The sequence below is a fragment of the Bradyrhizobium sp. USDA 4502 genome (assembly GCF_054063355.1).
Genome location: NZ_JBSSGF010000001.1, coordinates 3459968 through 3480156 on the forward strand (window position 1 = coordinate 3459968; position 20189 = coordinate 3480156).

Annotated in this window: 20 protein-coding genes and 1 pseudogene; 9 read left to right on the forward strand and 12 right to left on the reverse strand. The window is 65.3% G+C overall.

The genetic code is table 11. The annotated features are described in order from the left end of the window. Window positions 1-44: 44 nt before the first annotated feature. Window positions 45-1442, reverse strand: coding sequence for an ammonium transporter (locus ACVW1B_RS15940; RefSeq protein ID WP_274612836.1), 1398 nt, complete (start codon window positions 1440-1442; stop codon window positions 45-47). 501 nt (window positions 1443-1943) lie between these two features. After that, the gene (locus ACVW1B_RS15945; RefSeq protein ID WP_456821764.1) at window positions 1944-3176 is read right to left on the reverse strand and encodes an MFS transporter; all 1233 of its coding nucleotides are present in this window, start codon (window positions 3174-3176) and stop codon (window positions 1944-1946) included. A 133-nt stretch (window positions 3177-3309) separates the two neighbouring features. Between ACVW1B_RS15945 and ACVW1B_RS15950 the strand changes: the two genes are divergently transcribed. Together ACVW1B_RS15950 and ACVW1B_RS15955 are read left to right on the forward strand one after the other, a co-directional pair. After that, window positions 3310-3912, forward strand: coding sequence for a TetR/AcrR family transcriptional regulator (locus ACVW1B_RS15950; RefSeq protein WP_057020800.1), 603 nt, complete (start codon window positions 3310-3312; stop codon window positions 3910-3912). 149 nt (window positions 3913-4061) lie between these two features. Continuing rightward, on the forward strand, window positions 4062-5267 hold the full coding sequence (locus ACVW1B_RS15955; RefSeq protein WP_456821765.1) for a serine hydrolase domain-containing protein: 1206 nt from the start codon (window positions 4062-4064) through the stop codon (window positions 5265-5267). Window positions 5268-5371: 104 nt separating this feature from the next. Here the strand turns inward: ACVW1B_RS15955 and ACVW1B_RS15960 are convergent, their stop codons facing one another. Beyond that, on the reverse strand, window positions 5372-6745 hold the full coding sequence (locus ACVW1B_RS15960; RefSeq protein ID WP_028336389.1) for a PleD family two-component system response regulator: 1374 nt from the start codon (window positions 6743-6745) through the stop codon (window positions 5372-5374). A 15-nt stretch (window positions 6746-6760) separates the two neighbouring features. Further along, window positions 6761-7126, reverse strand: coding sequence for a response regulator (locus ACVW1B_RS15965; RefSeq protein WP_028336390.1), 366 nt, complete (start codon window positions 7124-7126; stop codon window positions 6761-6763). Window positions 7127-7354: 228 nt separating this feature from the next. Between ACVW1B_RS15965 and ACVW1B_RS15970 the strand changes: the two genes are divergently transcribed. After that, complete coding sequence (locus ACVW1B_RS15970; protein ID WP_456821766.1) at window positions 7355-7654, forward strand: DUF3572 domain-containing protein; 300 nt, start codon at window positions 7355-7357, stop codon at window positions 7652-7654. Further along, window positions 7633-8949 (forward strand): DNA polymerase IV, encoded by a 1317-nt coding sequence (locus ACVW1B_RS15975; protein ID WP_141342744.1) that lies wholly within the window; start codon window positions 7633-7635, stop codon window positions 8947-8949. The genes ACVW1B_RS15970 and ACVW1B_RS15975 overlap by 22 nt, the downstream gene beginning before the upstream one ends. Before the next feature lie 137 nt (window positions 8950-9086). Here ACVW1B_RS15975 and ACVW1B_RS15980 read toward each other — a convergent pair whose 3' ends face one another. Together ACVW1B_RS15980 and ACVW1B_RS15985 are read right to left on the reverse strand one after the other, a co-directional pair. After that, window positions 9087-9488, reverse strand: a complete 402-nt coding sequence (locus ACVW1B_RS15980; RefSeq protein ID WP_456821767.1) for a RidA family protein — start codon at window positions 9486-9488, stop codon at window positions 9087-9089. Window positions 9489-9740: 252 nt separating this feature from the next. Then, window positions 9741-10607, reverse strand: coding sequence for a cell envelope integrity EipB family protein (locus ACVW1B_RS15985; protein ID WP_456821768.1), 867 nt, complete (start codon window positions 10605-10607; stop codon window positions 9741-9743). Window positions 10608-10871: 264 nt separating this feature from the next. On the opposite strand from ACVW1B_RS15985, the gene ACVW1B_RS15990 reads away from it, so the two are divergent. The 4 genes from ACVW1B_RS15990 to ACVW1B_RS16005 all read left to right on the forward strand — a co-directional run bounded on the left by ACVW1B_RS15990 (window position 10872) and on the right by ACVW1B_RS16005 (window position 13990). Then, window positions 10872-11339: a RidA family protein gene (locus tag ACVW1B_RS15990; protein ID WP_016845428.1), complete on the forward strand. Its 468-nt coding sequence runs from the start codon at window positions 10872-10874 to the stop codon at window positions 11337-11339. A gap of 3 nt (window positions 11340-11342) precedes the next feature. After that, complete coding sequence (locus tag ACVW1B_RS15995) at window positions 11343-12095, forward strand: glycerophosphodiester phosphodiesterase (protein ID WP_456821769.1); 753 nt, start codon at window positions 11343-11345, stop codon at window positions 12093-12095. A gap of 165 nt (window positions 12096-12260) precedes the next feature. Further along, on the forward strand, window positions 12261-13511 hold the full coding sequence (locus ACVW1B_RS16000; protein WP_141342746.1) for a GNAT family N-acetyltransferase: 1251 nt from the start codon (window positions 12261-12263) through the stop codon (window positions 13509-13511). Between the two features lie 53 nt (window positions 13512-13564). Beyond that, complete coding sequence (locus tag ACVW1B_RS16005) at window positions 13565-13990, forward strand: HIT family protein (RefSeq protein WP_168857445.1); 426 nt, start codon at window positions 13565-13567, stop codon at window positions 13988-13990. A 99-nt stretch (window positions 13991-14089) separates the two neighbouring features. Here ACVW1B_RS16005 and tsaA read toward each other — a convergent pair whose 3' ends face one another. The 5 genes and pseudogenes from tsaA to ACVW1B_RS16030 form a co-directional block, all read right to left on the reverse strand. Next, window positions 14090-14581: a tRNA (N6-threonylcarbamoyladenosine(37)-N6)-methyltransferase TrmO gene (gene tsaA, locus ACVW1B_RS16010; RefSeq protein WP_253608344.1), complete on the reverse strand. Its 492-nt coding sequence runs from the start codon at window positions 14579-14581 to the stop codon at window positions 14090-14092. A 3-nt stretch (window positions 14582-14584) separates the two neighbouring features. After that, the gene (locus ACVW1B_RS16015; RefSeq protein ID WP_456821770.1) at window positions 14585-15565 is read right to left on the reverse strand and encodes a Bug family tripartite tricarboxylate transporter substrate binding protein; all 981 of its coding nucleotides are present in this window, start codon (window positions 15563-15565) and stop codon (window positions 14585-14587) included. Window positions 15566-15626: 61 nt separating this feature from the next. Continuing rightward, window positions 15627-15971, reverse strand: coding sequence for an AzlD domain-containing protein (locus tag ACVW1B_RS16020; RefSeq protein WP_456821771.1), 345 nt, complete (start codon window positions 15969-15971; stop codon window positions 15627-15629). After that, a pseudogene (locus tag ACVW1B_RS16025) lies at window positions 15968-16720 on the reverse strand (AzlC family ABC transporter permease). Before ACVW1B_RS16025 ends, ACVW1B_RS16020 begins: the two are co-directional and overlap by 4 nt. A 193-nt stretch (window positions 16721-16913) precedes the next feature. Continuing rightward, a complete protein-coding gene (locus ACVW1B_RS16030) occupies window positions 16914-17978 on the reverse strand; it encodes a transglycosylase SLT domain-containing protein (protein ID WP_456821772.1) in 1065 nt (354 codons plus the stop codon). Between the two features lie 138 nt (window positions 17979-18116). Here ACVW1B_RS16030 and ACVW1B_RS16035 point away from each other — a divergent pair, with 138 nt between their 5' ends. Beyond that, window positions 18117-19052, forward strand: coding sequence for a glycine/sarcosine/betaine reductase selenoprotein B family protein (locus ACVW1B_RS16035; protein ID WP_456821773.1), 936 nt, complete (start codon window positions 18117-18119; stop codon window positions 19050-19052). 32 nt (window positions 19053-19084) lie between these two features. Here the strand turns inward: ACVW1B_RS16035 and ACVW1B_RS16040 are convergent, their stop codons facing one another. Beyond that, complete coding sequence (locus tag ACVW1B_RS16040) at window positions 19085-20137, reverse strand: phenylacetaldoxime dehydratase family protein (protein WP_456821774.1); 1053 nt, start codon at window positions 20135-20137, stop codon at window positions 19085-19087. Window positions 20138-20189: the final 52 nt, after the last annotated feature.

Sequence of the window (20189 nt, forward strand, 5' to 3'; positions counted from 1 at the left end):
GCCAGCCGGCGAAGATCGCTGGCTGCGCGGAATGCCGCCAAAGTCTACTGCACGACCTCGCCGTGCAGTGCCAGATCCAACCCTTCGCGCTCGATGTCCCGCGTCACTCGAAGCCCGACGAAGAGATTGATCACGAACAGGATGATCAGGCTCACCACGGCATCATACACGAAAACCGTCGCGACGCCGATGCATTGATTGAGGAACTGCCCGGGATTTCCTTCCAGAACACCTGCCGTTCCACCATACTGCTCGACCGCGAACACCCCGGTCAGCAGCGCTCCGACGATGCCGCCAAGGGCATGGACACCGAAGCAGTCCAGCGCATCATCGTAGCTGAACATGCGCTTCAAGCCGGTGCATCCCCAGTAGCAGCAGACGCCGGCGGCGATGCCGATCGCGAAAGCGCCGACCGGCCCGACGAAACCGGAGGCCGGCGTGATCGCGACGAGGCCCGCCACGGCACCCGAGCAGATTCCGACGACGGTCGGCTTGCCCTTCAACGCCCATTCCACCAGCATCCAGGTGAAGCCCGCCACCGCCGTGGCGATCTGGGTCACCAGCATGGCCATGCCCGCCTGCATTCCGGCCGTGACAGCGGAGCCGGCGTTGAACCCGAACCAGCCGACCCACAACAGCGAGGCGCCAATGAAGGTCAGCACCATATTGTGCGCCGGCCCCGTCTCGACGCGCTTGCCGAGCATGATGGCGCACATCAGGCCCGCGACGCCGGCGTTGATGTGCACAACGGTGCCGCCGGCGAAATCGAGAACCTTGACATACGCAGCGTCGTTGCCGGCCGAGAATATGCCGTCAGGGCCCCAGACCCAGTGCGCGATCGGCGCATAGACGAAGATCGCCCACAGCCCGATGAACCAGAGCATCGCGGAGAACTTCATGCGCTCGGCAAACGCGCCGGCGATCAGCGCCGGTGTGATAATGGCGAACGTCATCTGGAAGCAGATGTAAACGGACTCGGGGATCGTCGCAGCGAGCGGATTGGGATTGCCGATGCCTCCCTTGCCGATGTCGCTCAGGATGTCCTTGAGGAACAGGCGATCGAGGCCGCCGATGAACGGCGTGCCGGCACGAAACGCCAGACTGTAGGTAAGGACGGCAAACAGGATCGTGACCAGGCAGGTGACCGCGAAGCTGGTCATCACGGTATCGCCGACATTCTTCTTGCGCACCATGCCGCCATAGAACAGGCCGAGCCCCGGGATCGTCATCATCAGGACGAGCGCGACTGACGTGAGCATCCAGGCGGTGTCGCCGGAATTCGGCGTGCACTTCTCGAGAATCTTGCCGCCACAGGCAGGCGGCGCCGCCGCATCCTCGGCCAGCGCGAGATCGTTGAACAGCAGGCAAAGGAACGCCACGCCCAACAAGGCAACCACGATTCTCACGAGCTTCTGGCGCGTGTGTGTCGCAGACTCCATCATCGACCTCCCATCACAAGAGAAATGCTGGCGTTCGGAATGGGCGCGGCGCGTTCGCAGCGTGAGCGCCGAAGGACAGCGCGCGTCCGGCTATCGGGATGTCTCGAAGTGCCGCGGTGCGGGTGGCCGGATGCAGCGAAGTCGCAGCGGCATCAGGCCCGACGCAGGGCACAAGGGCCTCCTGCTCGGCGGCGCGGCAAAGGCCGTGGTGCGCGGATGGCTGGAGAATGACGGCGACTAGCCCCATCGCGGCCAGCCCTTCCCAAAGTCCCCAGGCCGGAACCCTCAGCGAGGGTTTCCGGCACGATTTCTAGCCAAATTGAAACAAGATTCGTGCCACCACTGCGCGCCGCGTAACACTTTGAAAACGCTATCGCTTCGATCCGCGGCCGGAACAGCATCGCGCTCCATTGCACGCTCTTGCGGCAAGTGGCCGGTCAAAAACTAGGCAGCATCTGGCGACTGCCCTCGCAAGGAGCAGCCGCCAGCTTCGCAGGGATTCTGCTAAGCGGCCTTCAGCAGCGGCGGCTGCGCCGGCCGGATCAGCGCGAAGGCGAGCTGGATGATGCCGCCGGCAAGGCCCAGCGCGACGCCGATGCGCCAGGCCATGGTGTAGGAGCCGAGCGAGTCGTAGATCAGCCCTCCTCCGTAAGCGCCGAGGAAGCTGCCGACCTGGTGGCTCATGAAGGCGAGGCCCTGGATCATCGCCTGCCAGCGCAAGCCGAACATCTCGGCCACCGCGCCCGCGACCAGCGGACCGACACCCATCCAGAGGAAGCCCATGATCGCGCCGAACAGCAGCGTCGAGCCCGGCGTTGCCGGCAGCATGAAGTACCAGGCAAGCGCCAGCGAGCGCAGAATATAGATCGCGCCGAGCAGCGCCAGCTTGTTCCAGCGCTGGCCGGCCCAGCCGAAGAACAGCGAGCCCAGCACATTGAAGCCGCCGATCATGCCGAGCGTCTGCGCGCTCAGCATCGGATCGAGCCCGCAGATCGCGAGATACGACGGCAGATGCGTGGTGAGGAAGACGAGCTGCATGCCGCAGACCATGTAGGCGCAGGTCATCACCACGAAGGGTGCGTTGCCGAACGCGGTCTTCGCCGCCGTCGCCGCGGTGGCGTTGCCGATGTCGTCGCCAGCGGGCTTCGGCAGCGGAATCTTGTCGACGCGCCCGGCGTACAACGCCGCCGGGATCATGAAGATCGAGAGAATGACAAAACCGGCAAGTCCGACGCGCCAACCGAAACCCTCATTGAGCATCTGGCCGATCGGCGCCGACAGCAGCGCGCCGAGCGAGCCCGCGGCGGAGACCATGCCGAGCACTGTCGAGCGTACCGTCTCCGGCACCGCGCGCGCCGAGACCGACATTGCGATCGCATTCGCGGTGCAGGCGAGCGAAAGGCCGATCAGGACACCGGCGCCGATCATGATGGCAACGAGCCCATGCGCCGTCGTCATCAGCACGAGGCCCGCGATGTAGGCCAGCGCGCCGACCACCATGATCGGGCGGAAGCCGTAACGCACCGTCATCGCGCCGGCGACCGGCTGCAGAAAACCCCAGGCGAGGTTCTGCACCGCGAGCGCCAGCGTGAAGTGGGATATCGAGATGCCGATGTCGTGCGTCAGCGGCTGCATGAAGATGCCGAGGCTCTGCCGCAGCCCCATGCTCAGCGTGAGCATGATGGAGGCGCCGATCAGGATGGGAAGGGTGGGACGCAGGACCTGCAACAGGGGCATTGTTCTTATTCTCCCATAACGGCACGGCACGCGTGCCATGGCCTGCGATTCATGCATGTTTTGGTTACACAGACCTGTGTACTTAGGCTATACAGGGGGCTGACTGTCAAGCGAAGAGGATCACGGCTGGCGCATGGCTTCCCCGCCTCCCAAACAGACCATGAAGGAGCGGATCCTCGAGACCGCCGACAAGCTCTTCTACCTGCAGGGCATTCGCGCCATCGGCGTCGACACCATCGCGGCCGAGATCGGCATCAGCAAGCGCACGCTCTACAACCACTTCCCGTCGAAGGACGCGCTGATAGAAGCCTATCTGCAACGCCGCTTCGTGCAGCCGCGTCCCTCCGACAAGCCGCCGGCCGAGCAGATTCTCGCAACCTTCGATTCGCTGGAGCGGCGCTTCTCGGCGAAGGACTTTCGCGGCTGCCCGTTCGTGAACGCGGTGGCCGAGCTCGGGCCGGAGGACGAGGATCGCACCTTCAGGAACATCGCAATCGCCTTCAAGGAAAGCCGCCGGCTCTGGTTTCGCGATCTGCTGCGGCGGCTCGGCGTCGCCGATGCCGAGGGACTTGCGACCCAGCTCACGCTGCTGGTCGACGGCTCGATCGCGCAGGATCTGGTGCGCGACGATCCGGCGATGGCGCGCGCGGCCAAGGAAGCCGCGCGCGTGTTGCTGGCAAATGCAGGCGTCAAGGTCGGCAGCCCCGCCCCCGCCGGCAAGAAACGCGCCGGATAAATCCGGTTGCGTGCGGAAGTCAGGTTTGGTTGTTAACACCGACCGCAGGCCACGGCATTCCCGGCTGGATATTCCGTCCGGCGAGATTGGCAGCGACCGCGCGAAGACCTGCTACTTAGAAGACTTGCGGCACAACAGGGGAAACGACCATGGAAGATCTGAAGGTGACGGCCACCGGCTATGATTTCGCGCCGGCGCGCGCGGCCATGCAGCGCTACATCGACAACGATCTCCTGTCCGGCATCTCCTGGACGGTTCTGGTCGGGCGCGACATCGCTGACACGGGCTGCGTCGGATGGGCCGACAAGGAAGCGCAGATTCCGCTGCGCACCGATCACATCTTCCGCGTCTTCTCCAACACCAAGCTGATCACCTCCTGCGCGGTGCTGCTGCTGGTCGAGGAAGGCCGCTTCCGGCTCGACGATCCGATCGAGACCTTCATCCCGCAACTCAGAAACCGCAAGGTGCTGCGGCCGGGCGCGACGTCGGTCGACGACACCGAGCCGGCGCAGCGGTCGATCACCATTCGCCATCTGCTGAGCCACTCAGCCGGCCTCAGCTACGGCCTGTTCGATCCGGGCACACCGATTTTCAAGGCCTACAACGAGCGCAAGATCCTCAATCCGATGACGACGCTCGCTGACATGGTCGACGGTCTGTCCGATCTGCCGCTGGTGTTCCATCCCGGCTCGTCATGGGAATATTCCGTTGCCATCGACGTGGTCGCACGGCTGGTCGAGGTGGTGAGCGGCCAGCCGTTCGACAAGTTCATCAAGGCCCGCATCCTCGATCCGCTCGGCATGGTCGACACCGGCTTCCATGTTCCGGAGAAGGATCACAACCGGCTCGTCGCCTATTACGCCGGCGCCGATCTGATGGACCCGATGAAGCCCGGGCTGACGCGCACCGACAACGCGCCCTATCCTGGCGCCTATCTGCGCCCGGTGCCGCGCTTCAATGGCGGCGGCGGCCTCGTCTCGACGCTGCATGACATGGTCGCGCTGATCCGCAGCCTGCTGCCCGGCGGTCCGACGCTGCTGAAGCCGGAGACGATCGCAGAGGCGATGACCAACCAGCTCACACCGGGCCAATGGATCCGCTTCGCGATGATGGGCGAGCAGCCCGGCAAGACCTACGGCCTCGCCGGCGGATTGATCCTCAACCCCTCCCCGATCGATCATCCCGACGCCGCCGGCGAGCTCTATTGGGGCGGTGTCGCAGGCACGCAGTGGTGGATTTCGCCCAAAACGGGCATCGCCGGCGTGATGATGGCGCAGCGCCAGATGGCGTTCGTCCATCCGTTCTCGTTCGAGTTCAAGCGGATGGCCTATGACGCGGTGAGACGCGGCCGCTAAGGGCATTTCGTAGCCCGGATGGAGCGCAGCGAAATCCGGGAAGCTGGTGCAAGCGGCGCGATACCCCGGATTGCGCTTCGCTGCATCCGGGCTACGAGATCGCGCTACGCTGCCGCAGACACCACGCGGTTGCGGCCGTCATGCTTGGCGCGATAGAGCGCAGTGTCGGCGCGCTTGAGCACATCGGTGACCTGCTCGCCCTTGCGCTCCAGCGTGGTGAGACCGATCGAGATCGTGACGGTGATCCGCTTGCCGCCCTTGTCGACGGTGAAGGGCTCGCCCGCGATCGAGCGGCGCAGCCGCTCGGCGACCATCCCGGCGACATGCAAGTCGGTCTCGGGCATCACGATGACGAACTCCTCACCGCCATAGCGGCAGGCGAGATCAATGCCGCGGATCGACTTGCGGATACGGACGGCGAATTCGCGCAGCACGTCGTCGCCGGCATCGTGGCCGTAGGTGTCGTTGATCGCCTTGAAGTAGTCGATGTCGAGGATCATCAGCGCCAGCGGCTTGCCGCGGATCGAGGCCTGCTCCGCCAGTGTCGCGAGGTGGCTTTCCATGTAGCGTCGGTTGTTGAGACCGGTCAGCGCATCCGTGATCGCCATCTCGATCGAGTTCTGCACATTGTCGCGCAGATGATCGGTGTAGCGGCGGCGGCGGATCTGCGTGCGCGCACGCGCCAAGAGCTCGTTCTTGTCGACCGGACGCAGCAGGTAGTCGTTGACGCCGATCTCGAGCCCGCGCATGAGCCGCGTGTTGTTGTCGGCATCCGAGATGGCGAGGATCGGGACCTGGCGCGTGCGCTCCAGCGAGCGGGCCTGGCTGCACAGCCGCAGGCCGTCGTAATTGTCGAGGCTGAGCGACACGATCAGCAAGTCGTAATTGCCCTCGGCGGCGTGGAACAAGGCTTCCGACGGATTGATCTCGACGTCGACGGTATGCTCGGCCGAGAGGATCGGCGCCAGCTTCTCGTAGGACGACGGCCGGTCGTCGACCAGAAGAATGCGGCCGCCGGTGCCCTTGTCGGCGATCGCGCTGCGCTCGGGCGCCTGCATGCCGATCTCGAGCGAGGTGATGGCGCGCATGCGCAATTCGTCGGTCATCATTTTCAGCCGCGTCAGCGAGCGCACGCGCGCGATCAGCACGACGTCGGACACCGGCTTGGTCAGGAAGTCATCGGCGCCGGCTTCAAGGCCGCGCACGCGATCGGCCGGGCTGTCGAGCGCGGTGACGATGACGACCGGAATGAAATGGGTCGCCGGATTCGACTTCAGCCGGCGGCAGACCTCGAAGCCGTCCATGTCGGGCATCATGACGTCGAGCAGGATGATGTCGCATTCGGCGCGTGCGCAAATTTCCAGTGCCTCAGTCCCGTTGGAGGCAGTCAGCACATCGAAATATTCGGCTGACAGACGGGCTTCCAACAACTTGACGTTCGCCGGAACGTCATCGACCACGAGGATACGCGCGGACATTGCACCACAACTCCCCTATCCGATAAAGCGTCGGACAGTCTCAATAAATTTGCCGACCGAGATCGGCTTGGACAAATAGGCTTCGCACCCGCCCTCGCGGATGCGTTCTTCGTCACCCTTCATAGCGAAGGCGGTGACCGCGACCACCGGAATCGCGCGCAGATCGGGATCGTCCTTGATCCAGCGCGTGACCTCGAGACCGGAAACCTGGGGTAGCTGGATATCCATCAGGATCAGGTCGGGGCGCAGCTTGCGGACAAGGTCGAGCGCTTCGAAGCCATTGCTGGTGCCCGAAGTCTGATAGCCGTGCGCTTCCAACAGATCGCGAAAGAGCTTCATGTTGAGCTCGTTGTCCTCCACGATCAGGACGGTTTTGGCCATCCCGTCCCTCCCAAACCCAGGAGACGGGCCCGGCTGCGGTACCTCACGCACCGCGCTCGGGGCGCGTCGAAAATGTGAATTCAAACTAGCGCCAGAATCGCTCTAACCCGTTAACCCGAAGTCCAACTTCCGCAGCGTGGTTTCCGTTGCTTGAACACATGAGGAAGACTCGGGCATGATGGGCCTCTCAATAGAGACCATAAGTTAACGGAAAGGCAAACCGGCGCGTTGAAAAAGCCTGTTCACAACCCCCGGGAAGTTGCTGAAATCGTTGCGATTCAGGCGCTCGGCTTCATTGCCGGCGATCCCGAGCGGCTGGGCCTGTTCCTGGCTGAAACCGGAATCGGTCCAGAGACGCTGCGGAACGCCGCGTCCAACCCTCAATTTCTTGCGAGCGTGCTCGATTTCGTGATGCGCGACGACGCCACCGTGAAGGCGTTTGCCAAGGCCTCGGAACTGCATCCGACCAATATCGCCGCCGCCCATCAGGCGCTGGGCGACCCGAAATGGGAGCGCGACGTGCCGTGACGACGGCAGCGGCAGCTTCCGACGGCCCCCTCAGTTTCTGCCGAGACTGCCTCGGCGATCTCGATATCAAGGTGAAGCGCTGCAGCCATTGCGGCTCGCCGCGGCTGGTGCGTCATCGCGCCCTGCCCGCGCTGGCGCTGGCGCATATCGACTGCGACGCGTTCTATGCCACCGTCGAGAAGCGCGACAATCCCGAGATCGCCGATCGCCCGGTCATCATCGGCGGCGGCAAGCGCGGCGTGGTGTCGGCCGCCTGCTATATCGCCCGCACCTACGGCGTCCGCTCCGCGATGCCTATGTTCAAGGCGCTGGAACTCTGCCCGGACGCGACCGTGATCCCGCCGGACATGGCGAAGTATGTTCGGGTCGGACGCGAGGTGCGGCAGGCGATGCAGGCGCTGACGCCGCTGGTCGAGCCGCTGTCGATCGACGAAGCCTTCCTCGATCTCGCCGGCACGCAGCGCGTCCACGGCATGATCCCGGCCAAGGTGCTCGCCAAATTCGCCCGCGATGTCGAGCGCGACATCGGCATCACGGTGTCGGTCGGGCTGTCCTGCAACAAGTTCCTCGCCAAGATCGCCTCCGACCTCGACAAGCCGAGGGGCTTTGCCGCGCTCGACCAGGACGAGGCGCGCGAGATGCTCGCCAGCAAACCGGTCGGCTTCATCTACGGCGTCGGCCCTGCGACCCAGGAGAAGCTGGTGCAGCGCGGCTTCCGCATCATCGCCGACCTGCAGCGCGCCGACGAGAACGAATTGATGAAGCAGTTCGCGAGCGAAGGCCGCCGGCTGTGGCGGCTCGCGCGCGGCATCGACGACCGCAGCGTGGTGGCCGATCGCGGCGCCAAGACGATCTCGAGCGAGACCACCTTCGAGACCGACATCCGCGACTTCGCAACGCTGGAAAGACTGCTCTGGAAACTGTCCGAGAAAGTCTCGGCGCGGCTGAAGACCAGCGAGCTCTCGGGCTGTACCATCACGCTGAAGCTGAAGACCGCGGACTTCCGCCAGCGTACCCGTTCGCAATCGATCCAGACCCCGACCCAGCTTGCCGCCAAGATCTTTGCGGTGTCGCGCGAGATGCTCGCGAAGGAAATTGACGGCACCGCCTTCCGCCTGATGGGCACCGGCGTCAGCGCGCTGCGCCCGGGCGCGCAGGCCAACGATTCCGACATGCTCGACCGCCGCTCGGCGCACGCCGAACGCGCGATGGACAATCTGCGCAAGAAATTCGGCAATGCCGCCGTGATCAGGGGCATTGCCTATGAGGGGCCGCAGAAGAGCGCGGAGGAGTAATTCATCGTTGACGTCATCCTGAGGTGCGAGCGGGGCGAGCCTCGAAGGATGACCGGAAAGACTCGGGCCGTCGCCCTTCGAGACGCGCGCGATGCGCGCTCCTCAGGGTGACGGTACTCAGCGTCACGATGCCCCCCTCAATCCGCGACCGCAACCGCCTCGATCTCAATCAGCCATTCCGGCGCCGCGAGCGCGGTGACGCCGACCAGCGTAGAGGCCGGCGGCTCCATGCCCTCAAAGAACGCCGAGCGTGCCTTGCCGATGATCGGGCGGAGCTCCGGCTTGTAGCCGACGACGAAGGTCGTGATCTTGACGATATTGGAATAGCTGGCCCCGGCGGCCTTCAGCGCCATGCCGATGTTCTGCATCACCTGCGTCGTCTGCGCGGCGAGATCGCCGGCGCCGACCACGCGGCCCTCCTCGTCGACGGAGACCTGTCCCGAAATGTAGATCGTGCGCGCGCCGGAGGCGACGACGACGTGGGAGTAAGCCGGATTGTGATGCAGGCCGCTGGGGCGAAGATGGTCGAGCTCGCTCATGAGGTGCCTCCCTGACACGCGTGTTTAGGGAAGCGTACTCGTGTCGGACGGTTCAGGCCAGTGCGGTGTCGTGGAGTGCTCGGGCTTGCTCCGCCGCCGTCCCGGCGAAAGCCGGGACCCATAACCACCGAAGGTGATTGTTGCGCGACGTTGGGGCCACAGCCCCTTTAACAATTCAACCCTGTGGTTATGGGTCCCGGGTCGCGCTTCGCTTGCCCGGGACGACGCTGTGTGGGTGGCGATAGCCAGCCCTCACTTGCAGGGCTTGGAATCCCTGACGTCGAATTTGTCCAGCGCGCCCGAGATCACGAAATCGTTGTAGTCCAGTACCAGCGCGCGGGAGACGCCGTTCTCGTACAGCTCGAACGACATCGCGTAGACCGGCGTCTGCTCGCCGTCCTTCGCGCGCGCGTCGCTGTCGTAATAGCTCACCGTCACCGGCCAGCGCGTCATGGTCTTCATCGCATTGCTCGCCGTCGACGGATCGGGTGATGACGGCGCGCGGTCGCCTGTGATCGGCCGGCCGATCACGGTCAGCGTGTTGTAGATCTTCTCGCCGTTGTCGGAGCCGTCATAGACGGTCTGCTCGAGTACCGACTTGCCGTCGCGGGCGGCAGCGATGATGTGCTGGATCTGCTCCGTCGGGAACACGATCTTGCCGTCGATATTGAACGTCTTCTTGACCGGCTGGGTCAGCTTCACGGTGATATGATCGCCGACCCGCTCGGCGATGCCGTCGACCGGCGACGATTCGCTGTCGTTCATCCGCGTATCGATCTTGAAGCGGTAGCTTTTGCCCGACGCGTCCTCCCAGGACGTGGAGCGAAGATCGGACAGCGTCACCTTGCCCTCGCCGCTGTCGAGCTCGGACACCTGGCGGAATTCGGAGGTATAGCCTTCGCAGGAGTTGCCGGAGAAATTGTAGAGGATGCGCCCGCGCGCATCGCTGACCGAGTTGGAGCCGCGCGACTTCACCAGGCTGAGGTCGTAGAGCGCCTGATGCGCGAGAAACGGCCCGCTTGCCGCAGCGACTGCGGACCCCTGAACCAGGCCGGATCCTGCGGCAACGGCGATCGCAAACACCAGGGCACGCGACGGAGTCCGGAACGGCAGGGTCATATGGTTTCCTCAAGGAGGCAGGGATTCGCCACAATAGTGACGGTGGTATTGCGCCGCAACTGGGGCAAGTCTGACAAAATGGCAATGTACGCAGCGAAAATGCCGTCATTTTCGGCAGCTTTCCGTGCGATTCGGCACCTCATGGCCGCGTTGTCCTCACCTTACCGTCGCTTGCAACCGGCGGCATGATGCGCGAAACAATCGAAACAAACTTGGCCCTGACCGCGTTTCAGGCTTCGTGCAATCCAATTGGGGGACCAAAAGATGGCGGGTACCGTCGAACAAAAACTGGCGTCACAGGGCATCACACTTCCCGAGCCGACCTCCCCGGTCGCAAACTATGTCCCCTTCGTCCGCAGCGGAAACCTGCTGTTCGTGTCGGGCCAGGTCTGCTTCAACGCCGAGGGCAAGCTGATCGCCAAGGGCAAGCTCGGCGCCGGCGTCACGCTCGAACAGGGCGCCGCTGCCGCGCGCGGCTGCGCAATCAACCTGCTGGCCCAGATCAAGGCCGCGCTCGGCGACCTCGATAAGGTCGTGCGCGTGGTGCGGCTCGGCGGCTTCATCAATTCGGCGCCCGACTTCTTTGACGGGCCGAAGGTGCTGAACGGCGCCTCCGACCTGATGGTCGAAGCATTCGGCGACAAGGGCCGCCATGCCCGCACCACCGTCGGCGTCGCCTCGCTGCCCGCGGACGCTGCGGTCGAAGTCGAAGGCGTGTTCGAAGTCGCCTGATCGATGCGCGCTCCTGATTGGCTGACGAAACGGCCGGTCGCCCATCGCGGCCTGCATGATGCAGCGCGCGGTATCATCGAGAACATGCCGGCCGCGGCCACCGCCGCGGTCGCCGGCAACTTCGCCATCGAGTGCGATATCCAGCTCACCGCCGACGGCGAGGCCATGGTGCACCACGACGATGCGCTCGGCCGCCTCACCGAGGGGGCGGGCCTGCTGGCAACCAGGACCGCGGCCGAGCTGAAGGCCGTCAAGTTCAAGGACACCGCCGAGCAGATGATGACGCTCGGCGATCTCTGCGCGCTGGTCGCCGGCCGCGTGCCGCTGGTGGTCGAGGTGAAGAGCCATTTCGACGGCGACCGCAAGCTGGTGCGGCGGATGGCCGAGGTGCTGGCGTCGTATTCCGGCCCGGTGGTCGGCATGTCCTTCGATCCCGACCAGGTGCTGGCGCTGCGCGAGATCATGCCGAACCTGCCGCGCGGCATCACCGCCCAGCGCACCTATGACGACGGCCATTGGGACAAGCTGACGCCGGCGCAACGCGACAGCATGCTGTACCTGCGGCACGGCTTTACGACCGAGCCGCATTTCGTCGCCTATTGGGTCAACCAGCTGCCGGCGCCGGAGCCGTGGATCGCCCGCAACGTGTTCGGCTGTCCGCTGCTGGCCTGGACCGTGCGGACGGTGGAACAGCGCGAGCGCGCGGCGCGCTACGCCGACCAGATGATCTTCGAGGGGTTCGTGCCGGAAACCTGACATGTCCGAGACATGCCCTTGCAGTCTTGAACTCGTCGCTGCGACGCACGATGTTGGCGAGGGTTGGCCGTCATCGGCGATGGCGGAATGCGGGGCATGATCCGGAAGTGGAGCCAGCTGTTCCGGAAAGATCACGCTCAAACGAGGCACCGGTCTTCATTCTCGATGGCGTCTTCTGAAATCACCCTAGAGGCTGTAGCCGACATCGGCGGCATTCCGGCCGCCGAATGGGACGCCTGCGCCAATCCCAAGGCGGATGCGGACAGCATCCATCACCTCGACACGCTGGCCTCGCCCGGTTCCGCAAAGGATTGCCAGACCACCGCAAGTTCGAGCTATAACCCATTCGTTTCCCACGCCTTTTTTGCCGCCGCCGAAGCCTCCAAGTCGGCCTGCCCGCGGACCGGCTGGGGCCCGCGGCATCTGATCGCGAAGCTCGATGGCCGGATCGTCGGCGTCGTGCCCTGCTATCTGAAATCGCACTCGCAGGGCGAATACGTGTTCGATCGCGGCTGGGCCGAGGCCTACCACCGCGCCGGCGGCAGCTATTACCCGAAGCTTCAGGTGTCGGTCCCCTTCACGCCCGCGACCGGGCCGCGGCTGTTGATCCGCGACGGCGTCGACCGCGAGGTGATCGGCTCGGCGCTGGCGCGGGGCCTGCGGGCGCTCTGCAACGCCACCGAGGCGTCCTCCGTGCATGTGACGTTCGCCCGCGAGGACGAGGCCAGGTTCCTCGGCGCCCACGGTTTCCTGCAGCGGACCGACCAGCAGTTCCACTGGCACAATCAGGGCTACAAGACCTTCGACGACTTTCTCGGTTCGCTGAACTCCCGCCATCGCAAGGGCATCAAGCGCGAGCGCCGCGAGGCGGTCGCCGCCGGGATCACCATCCACTGGCTGACCGGCTCGGACATCACCGAGGACGCCTGGGATGCGTTCTTCGAGTTCTACATGGAGACCGGCTCGCGTAAATGGGGCCGGCCGTATCTGACCCGAGAATTCTTCTCGCTGATCGGCGAGACGATGAGCCGGGACGTGCTGCTGGTGATGGCCAAGCGCAACGGCCGCTGGATCGCCGGTGCGATCAACTTCATCGGCTCCGACACGCTGTTCGGCCGCAACTGGGGCGCGATCGAGCACCACCCGTTCCTGCATTTCGAGGTCTGCTACTACCAGGCGATCGATTTCGCGGTTCAGCGCGGCCTCAAGGTGGTCGAGGCCGGCGCGCAGGGCGAGCACAAGCTGGCGCGCGGCTACCTGCCGCAGACCACCTATTCGGCGCATTTCATCGCCGACCCCGGACTGCGCCGGGCGATCGCCGATTACCTCAAGCGCGAGCGCGACTATGTCGCCGAGGTCGGCCGTGAGCTCGCCGAGGCCGGCCCGTTCCGCAAGACGGTCGACGACGACGCTTGACGTCTCCGCCGCCACCTAGGCAATAAAAGCAGCATCATCGAGGAGCCGCCACCATGCCCGCCGCCTACGACAGCAACAACATCTTCGCAAAGATCCTGCGCGGCGAGCTGCCCTGCTACAAGGTCTATGAAGACGAGCACGTGTTCGCCTTCCTCGACATCATGCCGCGCTCGCCGGGGCATACGCTCGTCATTCCGAAGGCCCCTGCCCGTAACATCCTCGACATCAAGCCCGACGACTACGCCCATGTCGCGCGCGCCTCGCACAAGATCGCCGCCGCCGCGATGAAGGCGTTCGAAGCCGACGGCATCACGGTGCAGCAATTCAACGAGCCCGCCGGTGGCCAGGTCGTATTCCATCTGCACATGCACGTCATGCCACGCAAGGACGGTGTCGCACTGCTGCCGCCTGCGAGCCACAAGGAAGATGGCAAGGTGCTGGAGGCGAGCGCGGCAAAGCTGAGCGCAGCGTTGAAGTAATCCCACCGCTGTCATTCCGGGGCGTGCGGAGCGCGAACCCGGAATCTCGAGATTCCGGGTTCGCGCTTCGCATCGCCCCGGAATGACGGTTGAGAGATTCTACTCCGTATCGAAGTCCCCGGCCTGCGGCGGGGCGAGCGGGGTGAACTCGCAACGGTCGGGCTTGACGTCGATCAGCGGCGTCTCGTCGAGGCAGTCGAGGCCGCGCACCAAAATGACGTTGCCCTCGACGCCGACCAGCTTGACGACCGAGGTGCCGATCGGATTGGGGCGCACCGGCGAGCGCAGCGAGAAAGTGCCGCGGGTGTTGCCGTTGTTCTTCGGGCTTTGCAGCACGATGTCGCGGCGCGACTGATGCAGCCAGTACAGCACCTCGAGATTTGAATAGAAATCGACGCCCTTGATCGCGGCGACCCAGGGCTCGAAAATCTCGAGCCGGCACACCGGGCCGTCATGCCGCCCCTGCCGCGGCGTCGCCAGCCGCGAGGTCCAGGGCGTGCGGATGCGGCCGATGAAGACGAGCCCGGCATCGCGCGCCGTCGGCATGTCGACGGCCACCTCGCCCTGGCGCAGTTCCATTTCACGTACCATGTGTCAATCCAGCGATATGTTCAGCGCCTTGACCACGCCCGCCCATCGCGCGCGATCGGTATTCACAAACTTGTCGATCTCGGCCTGGCTCTTCGCGCGCAGCGGCGGGAAACCGATCTTGAGCAGCGAAGCGCGGAACGCTTCGTCGTTCAAGGCCCGGTCGAGGCTCGCCTTGATCTTGTCGGCGATGTCGTCAGGCACCCTCGACGGCGCTGCGATACCATACCAGACGCTGACCGCATAATCGGGATAGCCGCTCTCGGCGATCGTCGGCAGATCGGGCAAATCGGGGATGCGCTCCGTCGAGCTGACGCCGAGCGGCCGCAGCATGCCCGATTTGACCGGCGGCAGCGCGGTGCCGAGCGTGTCGAACATCAGCTGGATGTTGCCGGACAGCAGATCGGTCAGCGCGGGTCCTGCGCCCTTGTACGGCACGTGGGTCATCTCGACGCCGGCCATCTGCTTGAACATCTCGCCGGCGAGATGAACCGTGCCGCCGGTGCCCGCCGATCCGAAATTGAGTTTTCCGGGATTCTTCTTCGCGTAAGCGACGAACTCCGCGATCGTCCTCGCCGGCACCGACGGGTGCACCTCCATGATCATCGGCGCGTCCGTGATGACGGACAGCAGGTGAAAATCCCTGGCCGGATCGTAGGGCAGCTTCTTGTAGAGCATCGGATTGAGCACGAAGATCGAGGCGGCCGTCACGAACAGCGTGTAGCCGTCGGGATCGGAGCGCGCCACGGCCTCGGCGCCGATCGCGCCCTGCGCACCGGCCTTGTTCTCGACCACGACCACCTGCTTGAGATCGCGCCCGAGATATTCGCCGACGATGCGGCCGAGCACGTCGGTCGGCCCGCCCGCGGCATAGGGCACCACGAGCTTGATCGGCCGCGTCGGATAATCCCCGGTGCGCGCCGGCAGCGTCGCCGCCAGCAACGCCGTCAGAGCAACAATGAATAGCGATGATGCGCGCCGCTGCATGCCGTTTCCCCGTTGTCTTGTTCTTGGGGAGCGAGAGTAGCGGATAATGCGGACGCCGCAATCAGCCGAGCCAGTATTTGCCTGCGATCATGACGATCTCGCCCGCGATCACGCCCGCGAAGATCGATTTCCTCGCCAGCATGAACACGACAAAGCCCGCGGCGACGGCGCCGTAGCGCAGCCAGTCCGGCACGCTGGCGAGCGCGCCCGGCGGCTGCACCACGATCTGCGCGATGATACCGGCGAGGATCGCGGTGGCGACCGCCCTCACCCAGACCAAGAGCTCGGAGTTCTCGTCGATGCCGCCGCCGAACCACAGGCCGAGCATGCGCCAGATCTGGTTGGGGATGACGCCCGCGACGAACAGGATCGCGAGCGCGTGCCAGTCGCCGATTAAACCGCTCATGCGCGCGCCCCGATGATGCCTGTCCTCGCCCGGTGCACGGCATAGGCAATGGTGCCCGCGACGACCCCGCTGACCAGGATGTCGACGCCGCTGTTCAGCATCGCCGCCAGCGGGAACAGCAATAGGCCAAGCACCAGCGCGATGACATCGGCGAGCTCGCGGCAATTGCGTGCGGTCTAGAACAGGAAGGCGAGCGGCGTCAGCATCAGCATGCCGGCGGCGAACAGCGGCGTGAGGTTGGCCGCGAGCATGTAGCCGATCGTGTTGGCGATCAGGCAGACCGTGACCAGGCCGCAGCCGAGCCCGTGGATGAAGGCGATCCGCCGGTTGCGCGGCACCTGCGGCAGGAAGCGGAAGCATTCGACCCACAGCGTCACAGCGGTGAGATGCGCCACCAGGATCAGATGCCGGCGCTTGGTCTGTTCGGTGCGCATCATCGGCAACACCGACACCACCATCGGAAACAGGCGGATCGCGCTGACGGTGACCGCGATCGCCGATTGCAGCACGGTGGCGCCGGAGCCGAGTGTCGTGATCACGATGATCTGCGCGGGACCGGCCCAGACGAACGCCGTGCTCGCCAGGGTCCAGCCCAGCGAGAAGCCGGAATCATGCGCCAGCGCGCCGATGCCGAGATAGGTCGCAAACAGCACCAGGGTCAGCACGGTCGCGCCGATCGACCGTGCGCCCCACAGGAAGGCGCGGAACGAGGTGTGCCATTGCGGAGAATCGAGCGGAGGAAGCGCCACGGGGAACCGGATGGTTTTGCAATCGCGGCGGCTTAGGGCGCTGACAACGCAGGGTCAAGCAAGAGACGGCACAGGGCGGGTATGCGCCTTGGTAGCCCGGATGAAGCGCCAGCGAAATCCGGGGCCGCTCTTGCAACCGGCGAGAGCTGTCCCGGATTGCGCTTCGCTTCATCCGGGCCACCGATCCACGCAATCACGCCCTGTTCTTCAGCACGAAGCACGCCCCGCCCGCCTTGCGGATGCGGTTGCACAGGCCGTCGGCCTCGGGGCGCGTGTCGGCGCCGATGCGCACCTGGTAGAAGGTCGCGCTGCCGCGGGTGCGCAGCCGCGAAGAAAGCAGGCTCGGATCCTGATCGCCGATCACATTCGACAGCCGCTTGATGGCGCGGGCATACATCGCCAGCGCCTTGTCGCGGCTGAAGCCGGCGGCGAGCTGGACCCCCCACACCTTGGCCGCCGACAGCGTGACGTGCTGCTCGAGCCCTGCGACGAACGGGTTCGGCGCGCGCTTCAGCAACGCCATCAGTTCGCGGCAGCTCTTGGTCGGCGCGCGCTGAGGCATCTTGCCGTTGCGCCCGGCGGCGGCCCAGTTGTCGACGCTGGAGCCGGTGATCGCGGAGACGTAATTGCGCGTCTCCTGCGGCATGTATCCGGAGCCGGCGAGCCAGTCCTGGATCCGGCGCGGGCCGGCATTGTAGGCCGCCGCCGCGAGGCCCAGATTGCCGAACTGGTTGCGCAGCTCACTGAGGAATTCGGCCGACTTCGGCAGCGCCTGCACCGGATTGAACGGATCGAGCAGCCCGCGCTCGTTTGCCGTGCCCGGCATGAATTGCGCGATGCCCTGCGCGCGCTGGCCGTTGCGCGTCATCGGACCAACCGCATCGGCCTGGAAGCGGCTCTCCTGCCAGATCACGCGCGCGAAGAATTCGAGCGGCAGATCGTTGGCCCGCGCCGCCGACTCGATCATCAGGCACATCGCCTCGCGGGTGTCGCTCTCGCGCACATCGTCCGCGGGCTTGTCGGTCGCCGCCGCGGGCTTCTCGGCCGGCGCTGCGGGCGTATCCGCCGGGGACGCGGCAGGTTTGTCGGCCGATGGTGCGGCCTGCTCTCCCGGCGGTGGCGCAGGCGGCTCCGCCGGCGCGGCCGCGGGCTGCTCAGCGGGCTTATCCGGGGGCGGCGCTGCCGGCTGCTCGGCGCCAGGCGGCGGCGCCGCGGCCGCGGCCGGAGCGTCCTCCGCGCCGACGCGGGCCGGCGGCACCAGCAGGCACAAGCATGACCAATGCGGCGCAACGACCGGTTCGCATGGCAATTCTGTTCCCGTGCGGGCGCGGCTTGACACCGCAAGCTCGTGGTCTAGCTATGGACTGAAATGATGGCGCGCAAAAGGGAGCGCAAAATGGCCGCAGCATCCGACGATCAACTCGGCTTTGCCCCCGACGACGACGCCCCGATCGGCTATATGAAGCGGACCCGCGATTATTACGCGGCGATAGGCTACACCACTCCCTACCGGTGGGCGCATTACACCTCCGCCCCGTTCCAGCCCTTGAAGAGGTCGCTGAACCAGTCCCGGGTCGCCATCATCACGACCGCGGCGCCGTTCGATCCGGCACGGGGCGACCAGGGTCCCGGCGCGAAATACAACGGCGGGGCCAAGTTCTATGCGGCCTATGACGGCGACACGTCAAAGCAGCACGATCTGCGGATTTCGCACATCGCCTATGACCGCACCCACACCACGGCGACCGACAGCGGCACCTGGTTCCCGCTGGCACAGCTCAAGCGCCTCGCCGCGGCCGGCACGATCGGCGACGTCGCGCCGCGCTTCTTCGGCGCGCCGACCAACCGCAGCCACCGCGTCACCATCGAGACCGACGCGCCCGAAATCCTCAAGCGTTGCCGTGACGACAAGGTCGACGCCGCGGTGCTGGTGCCGAACTGCCCGGTCTGCCACCAGACCGTCAGCCTGGTGGCGCGGCATCTCGAGGCCAACGGGATTTCCACGGTCGTGATGGGCTGCGCCAAGGATATCGTCGAGCATGCCGCGGTGCCGCGTTTCCTGTTCTCCGATTTCCCGCTCGGCAATTCCGCAGGCAAGCCGCAGGACGTCGCCTCGCAGGCGTTCACGCTGGAGCTGGCGCTGCGCGTGCTTGAGCAGGCGCCCGGTCCGCAGACCACCGTGCAGTCACCGCTGCGCTGGAGCGAGGATGCTTCCTGGAAGCGCGACTACAGCAACGCCGATGCGCTCAGCGCCGAGGAGCTGGCCCGCCTGCGCCGCGAGTTCGACGCGCAGAAGGAAGTCGCCAAGGGCCTGCGCGAGCGCGTTGCGTAAGGCTCGGCGCTAGATACGAGCACTTTGCCAGCTCAAGGTGTCGTCGCTCGGGCGACCTGTACGGCGGTGAGCATGCCGGTCCGTTCATGGCAGCCGAGATATTCGAAGAACTGCTCGTCGGCGCCTGCCAACGTGACCTCGTGATACAGCCTGAGCTTGGCGTTCGGCCCCAAGGTCGAGAGATACTTCATCGCCGCGCCAAAAATCCTGACATGGGTCGGGTGCGATTCCGCCCAGCGCTCGAGTGCCGCAAGGCTCTTCCACCAGCTCTGGCCGTAAGACTTTTCGGTCGGCCTGCCCTCCGCATCGACAACGCGCATATATCGGTTGGCATAGCAGCCGATCGGCACACCGTCGTCGCGCAGGAAATCCATGCCCTCGCGCAGCACCGGCTCGACATCGTCGAGATACATCTTGCGTTCCGCTGCCTCGGTATCGCTCCAATCCTGTCCGGAACGGATCAGGCAGAGATTGTCATGCGCGACCACACGGATGCGTGCGCCGTCGCGGATCACGCGCGGCTCGCCGCCCGGCGTCATCGCGTCGGTCTGCGACAGCGGGATACGGTCGCGCATGCCGCCCCAATAGGCATGCTCCTGCACCTCTCCGCTCATGCCGTCGGCGAGCACCGCGACACCCTCCGGACGGCCCAGCGACGAGAACAGCGTCTCGTAGCGCGCAACATGCGGCCGCAGCACCTCGATGAAGCGGCCGACGCCGTCGCTGGCGCCGCTGCCGGTCCAGGCCTCGCGCGCGCCGTCGAACCAGGCGTCGAAACGCCCGGCATCGTCCCAATAGGCGACCGAGACGACGTTGGTGAAGCCAGCCTGGTCGACATATTGTGCGCGGTCCCAATGCGTCGGGCCGTTCTCGCCGGCAAAGCGTTTTGCGATCGATGCCAGCGCCTCGTTCGCCGCCGCGCTCCGCTCACCGCGATATTGCACGCCGAAATAGGCCATGATCACGCGCGTGATCGCGGGCTTGTGGCGCGCAACGAAGGACGGATAAGGCGGCGCGTAATCGTCGGGCACACGCCGATGACGCGACCGGGCTGTCTGCAGATGAGAAGGAATGGCGGATTCCATGGCAGTCGCCTCTGGTTCGATGTCGCCCAAGGCATGATCCGGAAAAGTGCGA

Coding starts and splice junctions, on each gene's coding strand:
- ACVW1B_RS15940 (WP_274612836.1), bottom strand. CDS start 1,442: ATGATGGAGTCTGCGACACACACGCGCCAGAAGCTCGTGAGAATCGTG.
- ACVW1B_RS15945 (WP_456821764.1), bottom strand. CDS start 3,176: ATGCCCCTGTTGCAGGTCCTGCGTCCCACCCTTCCCATCCTGATCGGC.
- ACVW1B_RS15950 (WP_057020800.1), top strand. CDS start 3,310: ATGGCTTCCCCGCCTCCCAAACAGACCATGAAGGAGCGGATCCTCGAG.
- ACVW1B_RS15955 (WP_456821765.1), top strand. CDS start 4,062: ATGGAAGATCTGAAGGTGACGGCCACCGGCTATGATTTCGCGCCGGCG.
- ACVW1B_RS15960 (WP_028336389.1), bottom strand. CDS start 6,745: ATGTCCGCGCGTATCCTCGTGGTCGATGACGTTCCGGCGAACGTCAAG.
- ACVW1B_RS15965 (WP_028336390.1), bottom strand. CDS start 7,126: ATGGCCAAAACCGTCCTGATCGTGGAGGACAACGAGCTCAACATGAAG.
- ACVW1B_RS15975 (WP_141342744.1), top strand. CDS start 7,633: ATGGGAGCGCGACGTGCCGTGACGACGGCAGCGGCAGCTTCCGACGGC.
- ACVW1B_RS15980 (WP_456821767.1), bottom strand. CDS start 9,488: ATGAGCGAGCTCGACCATCTTCGCCCCAGCGGCCTGCATCACAATCCG.
- ACVW1B_RS15985 (WP_456821768.1), bottom strand. CDS start 10,607: ATGACCCTGCCGTTCCGGACTCCGTCGCGTGCCCTGGTGTTTGCGATC.
- ACVW1B_RS15990 (WP_016845428.1), top strand. CDS start 10,872: ATGGCGGGTACCGTCGAACAAAAACTGGCGTCACAGGGCATCACACTT.
- ACVW1B_RS15995 (WP_456821769.1), top strand. CDS start 11,343: ATGCGCGCTCCTGATTGGCTGACGAAACGGCCGGTCGCCCATCGCGGC.
- ACVW1B_RS16000 (WP_141342746.1), top strand. CDS start 12,261: ATGGCGTCTTCTGAAATCACCCTAGAGGCTGTAGCCGACATCGGCGGC.
- ACVW1B_RS16005 (WP_168857445.1), top strand. CDS start 13,565: ATGCCCGCCGCCTACGACAGCAACAACATCTTCGCAAAGATCCTGCGC.
- tsaA (WP_253608344.1), bottom strand. CDS start 14,581: ATGGTACGTGAAATGGAACTGCGCCAGGGCGAGGTGGCCGTCGACATG.
- ACVW1B_RS16015 (WP_456821770.1), bottom strand. CDS start 15,565: ATGCAGCGGCGCGCATCATCGCTATTCATTGTTGCTCTGACGGCGTTG.
- ACVW1B_RS16020 (WP_456821771.1), bottom strand. CDS start 15,971: ATGAGCGGTTTAATCGGCGACTGGCACGCGCTCGCGATCCTGTTCGTC.
- ACVW1B_RS16035 (WP_456821773.1), top strand. CDS start 18,117: ATGGCCGCAGCATCCGACGATCAACTCGGCTTTGCCCCCGACGACGAC.
- ACVW1B_RS16040 (WP_456821774.1), bottom strand. CDS start 20,137: ATGGAATCCGCCATTCCTTCTCATCTGCAGACAGCCCGGTCGCGTCAT.